The sequence below is a fragment of the Micromonospora sp. NPDC048063 genome (assembly GCF_043202855.1).
Lineage (GTDB): Bacteria > Actinomycetota > Actinomycetes > Mycobacteriales > Micromonosporaceae > Micromonospora.
The window spans coordinates 1-13,363 of record NZ_JBIDBG010000018.1; the positions used below are offsets into that span (position 1 = coordinate 1).

At 72.8% G+C, this 13,363-nt stretch carries 13 protein-coding genes; 5 read left to right on the plus strand and 8 right to left on the minus strand.

What is annotated here, in order from left to right; genetic code table 11:
• Positions 1–263: 263 nt before the first annotated feature.
• The 4 genes from ACGFZ2_RS28650 to ACGFZ2_RS28665 form a co-directional block, all read right to left on the minus strand.
• Complete coding sequence (locus ACGFZ2_RS28650; protein ID WP_393458881.1) at positions 264–521, minus strand: hypothetical protein; 258 nt, start codon at positions 519–521, stop codon at positions 264–266.
• 464 nt (positions 522–985) lie between these two features.
• Positions 986–2,668, minus strand: coding sequence for a hypothetical protein (locus ACGFZ2_RS28655; protein ID WP_393458884.1), 1,683 nt, complete (start codon positions 2,666–2,668; stop codon positions 986–988).
• 121 nt (positions 2,669–2,789) lie between these two features.
• On the minus strand, positions 2,790–3,887 hold the full coding sequence (locus tag ACGFZ2_RS28660) for a hypothetical protein (RefSeq protein ID WP_393458887.1): 1,098 nt from the start codon (positions 3,885–3,887) through the stop codon (positions 2,790–2,792).
• A 1-nt stretch (position 3,888) separates the two neighbouring features.
• Positions 3,889–6,231 carry a FlgD immunoglobulin-like domain containing protein gene (locus tag ACGFZ2_RS28665; protein ID WP_393458890.1) on the minus strand — a complete coding sequence of 781 codons (2,343 nt, stop codon included), beginning with the start codon at positions 6,229–6,231 and terminating at the stop codon, positions 3,889–3,891.
• 297 nt (positions 6,232–6,528) lie between these two features.
• On the opposite strand from ACGFZ2_RS28665, the gene ACGFZ2_RS28670 reads away from it, so the two are divergent.
• Entirely contained in the window at positions 6,529–7,326 is a 798-nt protein-coding gene (locus ACGFZ2_RS28670) for a DUF4253 domain-containing protein (RefSeq protein WP_393458893.1), read from the plus strand.
• 46 nt (positions 7,327–7,372) lie between these two features.
• On the opposite strand, the gene ACGFZ2_RS28675 is transcribed toward ACGFZ2_RS28670, so the two are convergent.
• Together ACGFZ2_RS28675 and ACGFZ2_RS28680 are read right to left on the minus strand one after the other, a co-directional pair.
• The gene (locus ACGFZ2_RS28675) at positions 7,373–8,470 is read right to left on the minus strand and encodes a hypothetical protein (protein ID WP_393458896.1); all 1,098 of its coding nucleotides are present in this window, start codon (positions 8,468–8,470) and stop codon (positions 7,373–7,375) included.
• A 170-nt stretch (positions 8,471–8,640) separates the two neighbouring features.
• Positions 8,641–8,961: a helix-turn-helix transcriptional regulator gene (locus tag ACGFZ2_RS28680; protein WP_350702708.1), complete on the minus strand. Its 321-nt coding sequence runs from the start codon at positions 8,959–8,961 to the stop codon at positions 8,641–8,643.
• A 96-nt stretch (positions 8,962–9,057) separates the two neighbouring features.
• Between ACGFZ2_RS28680 and ACGFZ2_RS28685 the strand changes: the two genes are divergently transcribed.
• Complete coding sequence (locus ACGFZ2_RS28685) at positions 9,058–9,939, plus strand: LLM class flavin-dependent oxidoreductase (RefSeq protein WP_393458899.1); 882 nt, start codon at positions 9,058–9,060, stop codon at positions 9,937–9,939.
• A gap of 116 nt (positions 9,940–10,055) precedes the next feature.
• Here ACGFZ2_RS28685 and ACGFZ2_RS28690 read toward each other — a convergent pair whose 3' ends face one another.
• Positions 10,056–10,487 carry an ASCH domain-containing protein gene (locus ACGFZ2_RS28690; protein WP_393458902.1) on the minus strand — a complete coding sequence of 144 codons (432 nt, stop codon included), beginning with the start codon at positions 10,485–10,487 and terminating at the stop codon, positions 10,056–10,058.
• 41 nt (positions 10,488–10,528) lie between these two features.
• On the opposite strand from ACGFZ2_RS28690, the gene ACGFZ2_RS28695 reads away from it, so the two are divergent.
• Entirely contained in the window at positions 10,529–10,684 is a 156-nt protein-coding gene (locus ACGFZ2_RS28695) for a hypothetical protein (RefSeq protein WP_393458905.1), read from the plus strand.
• On the opposite strand, the gene ACGFZ2_RS28700 is transcribed toward ACGFZ2_RS28695, so the two are convergent.
• Positions 10,662–11,210, minus strand: a complete 549-nt coding sequence (locus ACGFZ2_RS28700; protein ID WP_393458908.1) for a phosphoribosyltransferase family protein — start codon at positions 11,208–11,210, stop codon at positions 10,662–10,664. The two genes, ACGFZ2_RS28695 and ACGFZ2_RS28700, sit on opposite strands and share 23 nt — an antisense overlap.
• Positions 11,211–11,406: 196 nt before the next feature.
• On the opposite strand from ACGFZ2_RS28700, the gene ACGFZ2_RS28705 reads away from it, so the two are divergent.
• Both ACGFZ2_RS28705 and ACGFZ2_RS28710 read left to right on the plus strand, forming a co-directional pair.
• On the plus strand, positions 11,407–12,036 hold the full coding sequence (locus tag ACGFZ2_RS28705; RefSeq protein WP_393259689.1) for a septal ring lytic transglycosylase RlpA family protein: 630 nt from the start codon (positions 11,407–11,409) through the stop codon (positions 12,034–12,036).
• 100 nt (positions 12,037–12,136) lie between these two features.
• Complete coding sequence (locus ACGFZ2_RS28710) at positions 12,137–13,270, plus strand: PP2C family protein-serine/threonine phosphatase (protein WP_393259691.1); 1,134 nt, start codon at positions 12,137–12,139, stop codon at positions 13,268–13,270.
• Positions 13,271–13,363: the final 93 nt, after the last annotated feature.

Genomic DNA, 13,363 nt, shown 5'->3' on the forward strand with positions numbered 1-13,363 from the left:
GAACGGGAAGATCCACTCCGGGCGGGCTGCCGAGATCACCTGCACCCCACCATGATCCACGATGGACGCGAGACCCAGTTACGAGACGTCCCTTAGGCAGGCTGGATCATCAGCAAGAAGTCAGCAGAAGCGCTGATAGCCGTTGTGAGGTTCCAACAGAGGACGACGGGCGCTGAGTAGCAGACGACAAGCGTTGCGGCTTGTCGAGAGGACTCACCGCCCCGTCATCCACCTTTGCAAGGCAGGGGCAGGGAAGCCGATCGTCAACCCGACGAGGCGGCGGAGCTGCACGGCCTGCACAGACGGATCGGCCCCCACTGCTCATCCATGAGGTCATCCCAGAAGTCGGTTCTCGGCACCGCCGGCATCACGTCTGCTCCGCAGAGGGCCGTGAACCCGTCGTCTGTAACGGCGTGGCCAACCATCTCACGCAGCGGCAAGGAGTGATCCGCTCGCACCGCCTCAACCTGGCGTGTGTCTGCGGGCGTCAGCGCCAGGACGAACTTGATCCGCTTACGCACACCAGGAGGGTAGCGAGACCGTGTGCCCGATGGAGCGGTCAGCAGCGGTCAACAGCGGACCCTTGCACGACATCGACCGATCCCTTCCATCCTCAATAGCCAGGCGGCACGGTTGCTCAGCAGCGTGATCAATCCGATTCCCAAGCTGACAGTGCGGGTTCGATTCCCGTCACCCGCTCCAACGCGAAGGCCCTGACCAGGACGACAGTCCCGATCAGGGCCTTCGTATTGTCAGGCGAGCTGAAACAGGCCGTGGGCCGTTAGCGGGCCATCAGCTCGCCTCGATAGCCGGCCCGCCACCTCCGGCGGCCCGCCTCGGCTCGCGTTTGCTCGGCCTGCGCCGGGCCGCCTTCACCGCTTGTCGATCGCCTCGGTGATCCCTTGGTCGGCCTCCCGGTTGGCGTGCTGATAGATCAGCGCGGCGCGTGGGCTGTCGTGGCCCATCCGGGTCACAGGTGGGCCCATCAGTAGCCTCGGAACACCCCGGGCTTCCTCCAGTGGAACCCGTACGTGCGTACCGACGCCTCGGCGGGCGCGTACCGGTGGTCCCCGGCGAAGCTCGCGCTGAACGTGACCCGCTGGTACGTCGGATACGTGGCCGTCAGCTTGCCGTTCGAATCCACTGCGCCGCAGGTGATCGTTTTGCGAGTGGACCTGTAGGGCTGGGCGTACAGGCAGACCGTGCGGTTCGTGTAGGTGGCACCGAGCTGGGCGGTCACCGCCGCGCGGCGGTCGGCCGTCGCCTTCGCCATGACGCTCAACGTAGTGGCGGCGCGCGAGACCTGCACGGTGACCGACTGGGTCGCCCCCGGGCGCGCGGCGTCGCCGGGGAAGGTCACCGTGTAGGTGTTGGCCGCGCCGACCAGCGGCGTGTCGGAGAAGGAGAACGAGCCGTCCGCGGCAGTGGTGACGTCCGGCAGCGGGTGGCCGCCGGCGAGGTCCTGCTTCGCGACCCGCAGCGTCCACGGCGTCGACACGTTCGCACCAGCGAACGCCAACTTCCCGTGGACGGTGAGTGGCGCGGTGCGGGTGCTCGTTGTCGGCGCGGCCAGCAGGAGCGAGGATCCGGTGGTGCCGAAGTCGGTCAGCACCCGCAGGGCCGGGTTCTTCCGGTCCTGATCGGTGGTGACGGCGTAGAGCGTGCGGTTGTCGGCGCTGACGGCGAGGCCCCGCACCTCGAGGTGGTTGCCCGGCGGGAGGTCGTACCGGCGGACCACGGTCCCGTCCGGTCGCTTGACGTGGATCGAATTGCTCTCGCTGGCGCCGAGGACGACGAAGGAACCGTTCGGAGACGTCGTCACGGCCGTCGGCCAGGTCCCGGACGGGTACGCGCCCGCGGGCGACAGGTCCGCCGTGGAGAACGCCGCGTGCTCGGTCGCCACCAAGCGGGAGTTCGACTGTGGGTCCCACAGGTAGGAGCAGGCGAGGATCACCTTGTCGGCCGTCAGCGCGGCGTCGTGCAGGCCGGTGCAGGTCTCCCCGGCCAGGGACGCGACATGCGACGGCGTCCCGGACGAGACGTCGTACAGACTCGGCTCGCCCGAGATGGCGAACGAGACGCGGGACCGGTTCACCAGCAGCAGCAGATTCGGGTTGGCCGGGGTGCTCCGGAGCAGCGGCGGGTAGTAGTACTGGCCGTTGAGGGGCAGGTCCAAGGCGACGATCGGCGTCGCCCCGCGTACGTCGATCGACCCCAGCTTGCCCTTCCCGGACTGGCATCCATAGCCGACGTAGATCTTCCCGCCGGCCGGCGCCAGCCAGGTGGGACAGCTGCTCGCGCCGGTGCTGTAGCGACGCGTCTCGGTCAGCGTGGTGGTGTCGATCGCGGCGACCGCGCCCACGTCGGCGAGGGCCACGTAGAGCGTCGAGCCGTCCGGGCTCAGCGCCATGCCGCTGGCGCCCGGCAGGTTCGGGATCGTCCGCTGCGAGCCGCCGGACAGGTCCGTCAACCGCACGCCCGAATGCTCCCGCCCCTGGCTGAAGAACAGCCGACCGCGCGCCGAGTCGACCACCATCTCCGCGTACGTGTCGATGCCGAGACCGACCGCGCCGTCGGCGTACGCCGTACCGGAACCCATCGGCGCCACCACGCCGAAAGCGGCGCCCAGCGCCGCGACCATCAGACGTGCGATCGCTTTGACGCGCACCCGACCTCCCGCCCCCGTGACAAGGATCGGCGCTTTCGCACCGAGGATTTTGGGCGCGAGCCTACTGGGCCGGTCGCCGTGGGAGGCACGGAGCGCGGGGAAGATCATCAAGCCCCCATGGTCAGGTACCGGTCGCCTGCGGCAGGCTCCACAAATGGACGGCGGTCCCGTCCCTGGAGACCGTGTACCAGGCGCCCCGCCCCGCCGAGCGGGGAGATCCCGAGACGGGGAAGGGATAGGCGATCCGGCCGCGCACGGCCATCGTGCGGGTGTCGACCAGCCAGTGGCGGGGGATCTCCTCGTCGTACTCGGTGCCGACCACGGCGCTGTCGTCGTACGGGAACGCCGCCTCGTAGCCCCAACAAACGCGGTCGTCCGCGGTTGAGGCAGGGGGCATGGCTTCGTCGGCGTTCAGCCGCCGCAGTTCCGTGCCGTCCTCCGCCCGGTGCAGGTAGAGGGCCCACTGCCCCGGGTCCGTGGTCAGGAAGTGCTCCCCGGACGGGCTCACGGCGAGGAGGACCTCCTCGGCGAACTGCTGGACAGTGAGCGCCGTGCCGTCCCAGTGCCCCCACAGCACGGGCGAGTCCTCCTCGCCCGCGAGGACAGTCAGTCCCATGTACGCCGGGTCCGGATGGGGGAGGTGGATGGAGCCGGATGCCACGGTCGTCGTCCCGGCCCGGGCCAGCACCCTGCCGTCGGTGGGGTCGAGGATCAGCCATTCCTCCTCGACGTCGTCCCCCACGCTGTTGCAGACGTGGGCCCAGAGGAGCTTGCCGTCCGAGGAGAAGGCCGCCGAGCCGCTGTCCGCGTGGCCGTGGTGGTGGTCGTCGGCGTACTCGGAGAACGAGGCGTGGGCCTCGGTGCACACGGCGGCGGACCAGCATCCGTGCCGGATCTCCCACCGCACGGCGCCGGTCGGATCCACCGCTCGCAACGCGTGGACGCCGACGAACACGGCGACGTCGCCCGTGGGAGAGACCGCCGTCGAGCCGTACCGGCGGGGCCAGGGCGCGGGGAAGCGGATCTCCGCCCCCTCCCCGTCCAGGTCGCGGACGGCCAGCTCGGTGTCCCCGCGCTGCACCAGCAGCCTGCGCCCCGGCCAGTGCAGCACCTGCGGGGCGTCCGCCGACGCGGGGTCGAGCGGAGCGGCGACGGTGGCCACGAGCTGGGCGGCGAACCGGGCGGTACGCCCGGGGACGGCACCGTCCGGCGCGGTCATGTCAGGAGCACCTGACCACGACGAGCCGCGGGCGGTCGCCGATGTGGCACTCGTGGCTGAGCTTCACGGTCCCCGACCTGGTGAGGGCCGCGCCCTGTCCGTCGGCCGGCGTGGCGGTCAGCGTCCACGTGTAGGTGCCGTTGGGCATCACGCGGCGGCGGTCGTCCTTGCCGTTCCACGCCGTGGCCACCACACCGCGCGTCAGGCCGCCGGAGAGGGTACGGACGACGGCGCCGCTGGTCTGACTCCTGATCACGAGCGTCCAGGAGGCGGCCGGCTTGGACAACCACCACTTCGGGCTCCAGTGTCCGGTGGCGTCCTTGACGTGCGCCGACGTGGCGACGGTGGCGTCGAGCTGGGCGAGGGGCGAGACCGGGACGCCGCTGGGGACCAGATGGATGCCGTCGTCGGCGCCGAGGTGGGCGATGACGCCGGTGTACGGGTCGACGTCCCAGGGCCGCCACGACGCGAACGCCCCGGCGGTGTGCGACCTCGGCGTCCCGTCACGGACGTCGGTCACCTTCAGTTGCCCGTTCACCTCGGACGCGACGAAGCCGTCGCCGAGCTTGGCCCACGACCAGTCGTCTCCGGACACGAGTCGCAGGTTCGTCCGCTTGACGGTGTCGTAGACGCCCTGACCCGACGCCGAGCCCACGCAGGTCCACAGCAGCCAGCGCCCGACGGCCTGGAGGTCCTCCAGGAGGCACCCCTCGCCGAACGACACCTGAGCGCCCCGCTGCCCGGTCAGCACGTCGACGGGGGCCACGGCGTGGTTGCCGTCCCGCACCCACAGGGTGGTGCCCCACAGCGCCTCGACGGAGGCCGTCGTCGTGAACACCGCCTTCCCGGTGTCGAGATCGACGACCCGGGTCTCCGTACCCGTGCCGCCGGCCGCCGTGAGGGCCGCGAAGCGGCCGCCGACCGCCGCCACCGAGTGGTACGTGCGGGAGCCGTCGATCCGGGTTCCGGGCATGGGCTGGTTCGGCCCCAGCAGGTGGGGCTGCCGGTCGTCGTCCGTACGGCCGTAGCTGAGGCCCGAGACGACCGTCCGGCCGTCGCCGGTGTCGTGGAGGTCGGGGCAGGCCGTGGTGTCGCAGCTGGCGGGTGCGGGACCCCGGGCGGTACGCGGCCCGACCGTGAGGGAGCCGGTCACGCCGATCTCCCGGGTGTGGAGGTAGCGGCGGCTCTGCGCCGCGTTGTCGTCCAGGGTGGTCAGCCGCCCCTGGGTGAAGGTCAGCCCGGACACCGTCTGGATCTTCTGCGGGTACGCCTCGGCGATCTTGCGGATCGTCACGTCGCCGCCGTCCCCGGCCTCGACGAGGGAGACTCCCCACCGGTCCGTGTCGGGGCCGCCCTGCACCAGGAGCCTGCCGTCCGGGGTCGGCATGGCAAGCCCCCTCGTCCTGGCCAGCAGCGTCCTCACCGTACGACCGTCGAGGCCCACCGCCTCGACCCGCCAGACCGGCTCCAGGAAGTTCCGGGGCCCCAGCGAGGGGTCGTGCCGGCCCACCACGAGCGTCTCGCCGACCATCCCCAGCACCTGCGCGTCGCCGGGCAGCGGCACGGTCCGTGGGGTGGCGGTCAGGTCGTCGCGGGAGTGGACGAAGACGGTGCCGTCGCGCGTCCACAGCAGGTGGGTGGAGGTGAGCACGACGACGCCGCCGTCGCCGATCCAGTTCGTGTACGGAAGCGGGATCAGCCGGCCCTGTGCGACGTCGAGGAATCCGGTGCGGAACGTGGTGTTCTCCCGGTACTGCACGACCTGTCCGCGTGCGTCGCCCAGCGGTGCCTCGGCCTCGCCCGGCACCACGACCCCGTCGGGGACGCCCGTGACGGCACGCCGGCTGACGGAACCATCGTCGTGGGAGTCGAAGAGATGCCACGTGTAGTCGCCGTCGGACCCGTCTTGCGCCTTGGTCACGACCGTCGACCCCAGCGTGCTGACGTACGTGTGGCCGACGGGAATCGTGACCGTACGCGATCGGCCGGTCGCCATGTCCCGGAGCGTGACGGTCCCGGGATGGTCGAGTTCCGCGACGACGTCCGAGCCGGCACCGAGGTCCGGAACCAGGGTCGTATCCGGGGCGTACGTGTCGAGCTTCGTGTCGACTCCGGTGTAGCTCGTCCACAGGTAGCCCAGCGTGGACTCGTGACGCAGGAAACCCGAGGGGCCCGCGCTGAACAGTTTTGTCCGGGGGGCCAGGACGTAGGAGGCGGGGACCACCACTTCTCCCGCGACCGGTTCGGCCTGCGCGCTGCCGGCCGACAACGGGCTGAGGCCCACGGCGAACGTGAACGACACGGCGGCGGCGAAGCCGGCGCGGATGAGCGAGCCTCGGACCACGCTCGTCCTCCCTGCAAGACAGAGGATGAAGGGGTTCCGGCCACGGCCGGACGACGTCTCGCCGGGAAGCTGACCCTGCGGCGCATCGATGCGGTGGCAGGTCACGCGTCAGCGATCCGCGCCGGCCGGAAGCCCCAGACAAGTGGCGGGAGCTTAGCAGTCGAAGCCGCGTCGGGACGGCCCTGTCCACTCCGGATCCCGTGCCGTGCAGGGTGGCAACCCCGACCCCGACCCCGGCCCGCGTCACTCGCCTCCGCGGATCGGAAGTTCGTCGTACGGGCCTCCTACGCTCCTGCCATGATCACGGACCTGCCGCGCCTGCTCGGATCGTTCCCACCGAGGACGCTGCCGCCCGGCCGCCTCGTCGAGCCAGGAGACGGCGGATCGCCAACGTACTGGTTGAGCGAGGCCCCGGTCGGAGCCGCGCTCTGGACGCGGCTGCGGTCACAGCACCGGCAATCCGGGCTGTGGCCGCTGCTGCTGAGTGGCCTGTCGAGCGAGGAGACTCGTCCGTGGGCCGACGGGGAGGTGTTCCCGGCTGGCATGTCCTCGCCGGACCGCCATGACGCAGCCGAGTTGCTGGCCCGGTGGTGGACCGCGCACACGAGGACCGCCGAGGACGACATGCGGCCAGCGGCCGAACGCGCTGCCGGCACCGCCCCCTTCGGTGAGCGTTGGCCCGGCCTCGCCGTGCCCGGTGATGCCTCGGCACCACCCGACGACTTCGCCGACCAGTACGCGGAGTTCCTCGTGATCAGGCCGGCGCGTCTCGGGCTCGTGCCGGCCGCTCGTGGCGCGGACACACTCGCCGTCAGCGGCTGGTCCGGTCCTTTGAACCACACCAACGACTCCGGAGAGATCTCGGCGGTGATCCGGAGCTGGGAGGACCGCTTCGGGGTCCGAGTTGTCGGCGTCGGATTCGACACCCTCCACCTCAGCGTCGCCGCCCCACCGACCTCGATCGAGCACGCCTGCCAGGTGGCGGCCGAGCACTTCGCCTTCTGCCCTGACAACATCTGGCAGGGCGCCGGAACGCTGACTGCCTACGCCGAGAGAATCCTGGGCGCGCACTCCTGGTCGTTCTGGTGGGACTGAAGGAGGCCCCGACCCAGCGGGCCGGCATGAAATGAGGCGGAGCCGGTCAGCCGACGGCGGTCGTGGGCAGGGGGTCGCGGCGGGGCGCGGCGGCCAGCGCCAGCCCGAGCAGTGCGGTCGCCGTACCGGCCAGGAACAACAGCAGGGCCGCCGGCTGGCCGAGCCACTCCCACAGCGGGTGCCACGTCGGGTGCGGTTCGCCGAGGTGGTGGCGGAGCAGGGTCGGCACGGTCAGCAGGACGGGCGCCCACCACAGGACCATGGTGAGCGCGTACAGCACGGTGACCGCGCCCCGGGCCGGGTGCGACGCCTCGGTGCGGCGACTGGCCCAGCCGAACGCCAGCCAGCCGAGGCCCGCGCCGAGCAGGCCGCCGACGACGCCGGTCGGCAGCACGGCCGGCGGGGTCGTCCGGCGCAGATTCAGCCAGAGTTGGACGGTGTCGCCGGGGGACTCGGCGCGGACCTGGAGGGTGAGTTCGGTGTCGCCGCGCCGGGCCGGCACCGCCGTCTCGGTGGTGTCCGTGATCCGGGAGCAGAACTTGTCGGCGCAACCGGAGTACTGCCCGACGGTCGGCTCGTACAGCTGCCAGCCGGTCTCGCGCAGGCGCCGCTGCGCGAGCGCGAGCGTCTCGTCGGCGGACATCGGCGGTGCCGCGGTCACCTCGGCCACGACGCTGCTCGCCTGGTACTCGCCGCCGTCCCCGAAGACCAGGTTGTCGATGTTCCGCGCGGTGAGCCGCTGGGTGTAGAAGGTGAAGAGTGCGGGCGCCAGGTCGACGTCGCCGAGGTCGTGGCCGGGCAGCACGGCGGCGACGACGGCGGCGGTCTCGGCCCGGTCCGGCAGTGGCCGGGAGGTCTCCCACGCGCCCCGGGTGGTGAGGGCGGCGGTGAACAGCCCGCAGGCGACGGCGGCGAGGGTCGCCCAGGCGCCGACCGTGCGGCTTGCCGGCCGTCCCAGCCGGCAGCGCAGGCCGTGCCGGATCAGGTTCGCGGCCTCGCGGGCGGTGGGCCGGGTGCGGCCGGCCGGCGCCGCGTCGAGCAGGACCCCGACCATCTCGTCGGCCCGGTCACGCCGGTAGGCGCGCGGATGGCAGAACAGCAGCCGCCGGTAGCGGCGGGCGAGCGGGTCGCCGTTCGTCGGCATGGCCGTCCTTTCGTCGGTACGCGCGGATTCGGCGGTGCGATCGCGCGAGCGGTTCGGGCGGGAGCGGCGGTGCGGTGGTGCGGAGCTGGCGTGGTGGTACGGCGGCGGTGCTGGGGTGCGGAGGCGTGCGGGCGGTGCGGCGGCGGCGCGGTGGAAAGGCGTGCGGGCGGTCAGGCGGTTCTGGGGCGCAGGGCGCGCAGCCGGGTCTCGGCGGCGGCGGCGAGCTGGCGCAGCCGGGCGGTCTCGGCGTCGAGGGCGTGGACCCCGTCCGGGGTGAGGCGGTAGTAGCGGCGGAGCCGGCCGTCGACGGTCTCCTCCCGGTCGGGCGCGACGAGCCCCTGCGCGTGCAGCCGGTCCAGCGCGGCGTAGAGGGTGCCCGGCAGCAGGGTGACGCGTTGCGCGGAGAGAGCGGTGACGTCCCGGATGATGCCGTAGCCGTGCCGTGGGCCGCCGGCGAGCGCGGTGAGGATCAGGAACGTCGGCTCGCGCATCGCGGTCACGGGCGTCACCATATTCAGATCATCGATACATGGCAAGCGCCCGCCTGGTGCGGGTCCGGGCCGGCGACGGCCGTTAGGCTGGCGATCATGCGGATTGGCATCGTGATCCTTCCCGACCAGCGCTGGTCCGACTCGCAGCGCCGTTGGCGGCAGGCGGACGAGTGGGGCTTCGACCACGCCTGGACGTACGACCACCTGGGCTGGCGGGACCTGGTCGACGGGCCGTGGTTCGACTCGGTGGCCACGCTGACCGCCGCCGCGACGGTGACCACCCGCATCCGGCTCGGGACGCTGGTCGCCTCGCCGAACTTCCGGCATCCGGCGGCGTTCGCCCGGCAGGTCACCGCGCTCGACGACGTCTCCGGCGGGCGGCTGCTGCTCGGCCTCGGCGCGGGCGGGATCGGCTTCGACTCGGCCGTGCTCGGCGGGGAGACGCTGCCGCCGCGCCAGCGCGTCGACCGGTTCGCCGAGTTCACCGAGCTGCTCGACCTCGTCCTGCGCGAGGACGGCACCACCTGGCGCGGGGACTGGTTCACGGCGGTCGACGCGCGCAACAACCCGGGCTGCGTCCAGACGCCCCGGGTGCCCTTCGTGGTGGCCGCCAACGGGCCCCGGTCGATGCGGCTGGCGGCCCGGTTCGGTCAGGGCTGGGTCACCACCGGCCCCGGCGTGGACGACCTGGAGAGCTGGTGGGACGGGGTGGCCGAGCTCTGCGCCCGGATGGACAAGACGCTCGCCGCGGCCGGCCGCGACCCGGGCACCCTGGACCGCTACCTGTCGCTGGACTCGGCGCCCGCCTTCTCGCTGCACAGCGCCGAGTTCTTCGCCGACCAGGTCGGCCGGGCCGCCGCCCTCGGCTTCACCGACGTGGTCACGCACTGGCCCCGGGCCAGCAGTTGGTACGCCGGTGACGAGGCCGTCCTGGTGGACGTGGCCACCCGCCTGCTGCCCGAGCTGCGCCGGGACTGACCGACCCCGGCGGGCCCGTTCGGCTCGGTGGCCGGCCCCCGGCCGGGCCGGGCCGATCAGGCCGGGCCGGCTCCGGCGCCGGCCCCGGAGGCGACAGTCGGCCCGGCCGGGCGCCCTCAGGTGCCGAGGTCCCCGGTGGGGATGCCGCCGTCGCCCGCCGAGACCAGCCGGAACCGGATGCAGACGACCTCGCTGTCGTCGGTGACGGGGGTGCCGACCCGCGCCCAGTAGGCGGCGTGCCCCTCGCGCCACTCCTCGACCGAGCGGTCCCCCTCGCCCTCGGACCGGGCGAAGTCCCAGGTCACCTCGGCGAAGCGGACCACCTCGACGCCGGTGACCTCGACGACGCCGACCAGCGAGTCCTCGTCGTCCACGAGGGCCAGCCGCTCGCCGACGCGCTCCAGATCCTCGCCCTCCTCGGCGTACTCGGCGAGCAGGCCGGCGGTCGCCGTCTTCACCCCGCCGAGCACCAGGGTGTTCAGTCGCGTCCGCAGGTCGCCGGGGGTGCCGAGGGCGAGGGTGCGCAGTTCACCGATCCGAGGCCACATCCTGCCGACGCTACCGCCGTCGTTGATCTCGTGCCTGCGCATTGGTCGCCCGCCGGCTCACCCCGCACGCGGAGATCGAGCAGGCCGGCCACGCGCTGAAGGTGCCCGGCCCGATGGCCCGCCCGGCGGACTTGCTCGGCCGGGTCTGCACGGCGGTCGAGGAGTTCGTCCGGGTCACGTCAGGTCGTCGCCGCTGACCAGCCCCCGGATCCGCAGCTCGGCGGCGACCGCCGCCGGGCAGTCGAGCACGACGGCGGCGGTGCCGACCGGTTCGGCGCCGCGCGCGGCGCAGATCTCGTAGAGCGCACGGACCTGGGCTCCGGTGGCGACCCAGTCGTCCACCACCAGCACCCGGTCGCCGCGGTCGAGGCCGTGGTCCCGGACGGCCAGGTCCACCCGCCGGCCGCGGAAGTCCGGCGGGCTCTGCGCCCAGGTGAGCGGCCCGGCGGGCAGCCGGCCGTCGCCCGGCTTGTGCGCCGGCACGAAGCCGACCCCGAGCGCCGTGGCGGCGAGTGGACCGAGCAGGAACCCCGTCACCGCCGGCGCGACGACCACCGTGGGCCGCGCGGCCCGGAACGGCTCCACCAGGGCCGGCCCCAGCCGGGCGAGCACCTCGGGGTCGCGCCACCAGCCGGAGACGTCGCTGACCAGGTGACTGGCGCCGGGGCCGGGATCGATCCACCGGACCAGCTCGGCGAGGCGTCCACTCAGCTCGGGGGGCATGCCACCCATCCTGCGGCAACCGACGCGACCCGCGTAGGCCGTGGCTCGCCCGGGCCGCCCGGCCCACGTCGGGTCGGATGATCGGCTACACGTATCACCGCAATTGCGGGCAAAACAACATGATCACGTTGACTTCGGAAGTGTTTCTCTCGTTATGGTCCGATCCGGTTTGTCGGATGACGAAAGGACCGGACCGGTGGCTGGCAGGCATTCCCGTACCCGCATGTTCTCCTCGCCGGCCGCCATCGCGGCCACCGCTGCGGTCGGGGTGGCCCTCGCCGTCGGCGGCACGGTCGGCGCCGTCCAGCTGACCTCCGGTTCGGAGTCCGCGCGGCCGGCCGCCGTCGACCTGTCGCCCACCGGCGTGCCGAGCAGCGCGGCCCCCAGCACGCCGGCCGCCTCGCCGAGCGCCGGCGCGTCGCCGAGCGTGACCGCCAGCCCGACGGCCACCCGGTCGCCCCAGGCTCCCTCCCGGAGCAAGCCGCGCACCGCCGCGCCGAAGCCCACGGCGACGAAGAAGACCAGCACCGCCCGACCGGTGGTGGACAGCGGCTCGTGCGGCGCCTCCTTCTACTCCGAGGGGCAGCTCACCGCCAACGGCGAGACCTTCGATCCGTCGGAGCTGACCGCCGCCCACAAGACCCTGCCGTTCGACACGAGGGTCCGGGTCACCAACCCGGCGAACGGCAAGTCCGTGACGGTGCGGATCAACGACCGCGGCCCGTTCGTCGAGGGGCGCTGCCTGGACCTGTCCCGGGCCGCGTTCGCCGAGATCGCCTCGTTGGACGCGGGCCACGTCGAGGTCCGCTACGAGGTGCTCGGCTGAGCCCTCGCCGGGCCGCGATCGGCCCGCCGGGGTGATCCGCGCGGCCAGAACATCCTCGGACGACGGGCCAGCTTCATTCACCCGTTCACGTCAATCAGGCATGCTGTCCCTCGTACGCACGAAACCCTTCCAGTCGGGCCGCGGCCCACTGAGCCCCGGATCCCGCGCCGGCCTCGGCGCGGCCGTCGTCCTGCTCGCGATCGTCTCGGCGGTCGAGCTGGCCGACGGGCGGTCGGCGAACTACATCGCGCTCATGGTCGCCGCGCCATTCCTGGCCGCCGCGCTGGCGTCGTGGCGGATCGTGCTCGGGGTGGGTGCCGCCGCCACGGCGCTCGGGGCGGGCTTCGCCCTCGGCGAGCAGACCGTGTCGCTCTCCACCGCGGTAGCCGTCACGTGCATCGCGCTGGGCACCGGGATCGCGGCGGCCACGGCGGCCGTACGGCAACGGCAGGCCGAGCAGATCGCCGAGCTGTCCCGGCTGGCCGCGGTGGCGCAGCAGGCCGTGCTGCGCCCGCTCGGGCCGCAGGTCGGCACTCTCTCGGTCGCCGCCCGCTACATCTCCTCCACCGCCACGGCCGAGATCGGCGGGGACCTGTACGAGGCAATCGACACGCCGTACGGGGTGCGGATGATCATCGGCGACGTGCGGGGCAAGGGGCTGGACGCCGTCCGGCTGGCCAGCATCGTGCTGGGTTCGTACCGGCACGTGGCGTACGAGCGGGCCGACCTGCGGGCGATCGTGACCGACCTGGACCGGGCGGTGGCCCGGAGCGTGGGCGACGAGGACTTCGTCACCGCCGCGTTGGTCGAGGAGCGGGGCGGCACGCTCACCATCGTCAACTGCGGTCACCCGCCGCCGCTGCTGCTGCGCCGGGGCGCCGTCATCCCGCTCGAACCGCCGGCCCCGGCCCCGCCGCTGGGCTTCATGCCAGTGGTCCGCCCCCGGGTCGAGCGGTTGGAGCCCGGCGATCGCCTGCTGCTCTTCACCGACGGGCTCGGCGAGGCGCGCCGGGACGGGGAGTTCTTTCCGACCGCCGACCGGGCCTGGCGGCTGCTCGGCCACGGCACCGTCGCCGACGGGCTCGCCTCGCTGGAGACCGCTCTGAAGGAATGGGTGCACGGCCGGCTCGACGACGACATCGCCCTGGTCCTGATGGAGTACACGGGCTCGCGCGGCGGCACGACCGCGACCGCGGCCGTACCGAGCTGGGAGGTCGGCGCGGCCGAGAGCTGAGGCCGGTGACCGTCGCGAGAGGGTGTCGGGGTGGTCTCGGCAACCTGAACGCGAACTGTGTAACCGCCGTCACTTCCGAGATCGGCTTGTCGC

Coding starts and splice junctions, on each gene's coding strand:
- ACGFZ2_RS28675 (WP_393458896.1), bottom strand. CDS start 8,470: ATGCCGACGAACGGCGACCCGCTCGCCCGCCGCTACCGGCGGCTGCTG.
- ACGFZ2_RS28660 (WP_393458887.1), bottom strand. CDS start 3,887: ATGACCGCGCCGGACGGTGCCGTCCCCGGGCGTACCGCCCGGTTCGCC.
- ACGFZ2_RS28710 (WP_393259691.1), top strand. CDS start 12,137: ATGCTGTCCCTCGTACGCACGAAACCCTTCCAGTCGGGCCGCGGCCCA.
- ACGFZ2_RS28690 (WP_393458902.1), bottom strand. CDS start 10,487: ATGTGGCCTCGGATCGGTGAACTGCGCACCCTCGCCCTCGGCACCCCC.
- ACGFZ2_RS28680 (WP_350702708.1), bottom strand. CDS start 8,961: ATGCGCGAGCCGACGTTCCTGATCCTCACCGCGCTCGCCGGCGGCCCA.
- ACGFZ2_RS28685 (WP_393458899.1), top strand. CDS start 9,058: ATGCGGATTGGCATCGTGATCCTTCCCGACCAGCGCTGGTCCGACTCG.
- ACGFZ2_RS28670 (WP_393458893.1), top strand. CDS start 6,529: ATGATCACGGACCTGCCGCGCCTGCTCGGATCGTTCCCACCGAGGACG.
- ACGFZ2_RS28700 (WP_393458908.1), bottom strand. CDS start 11,210: ATGCCCCCCGAGCTGAGTGGACGCCTCGCCGAGCTGGTCCGGTGGATC.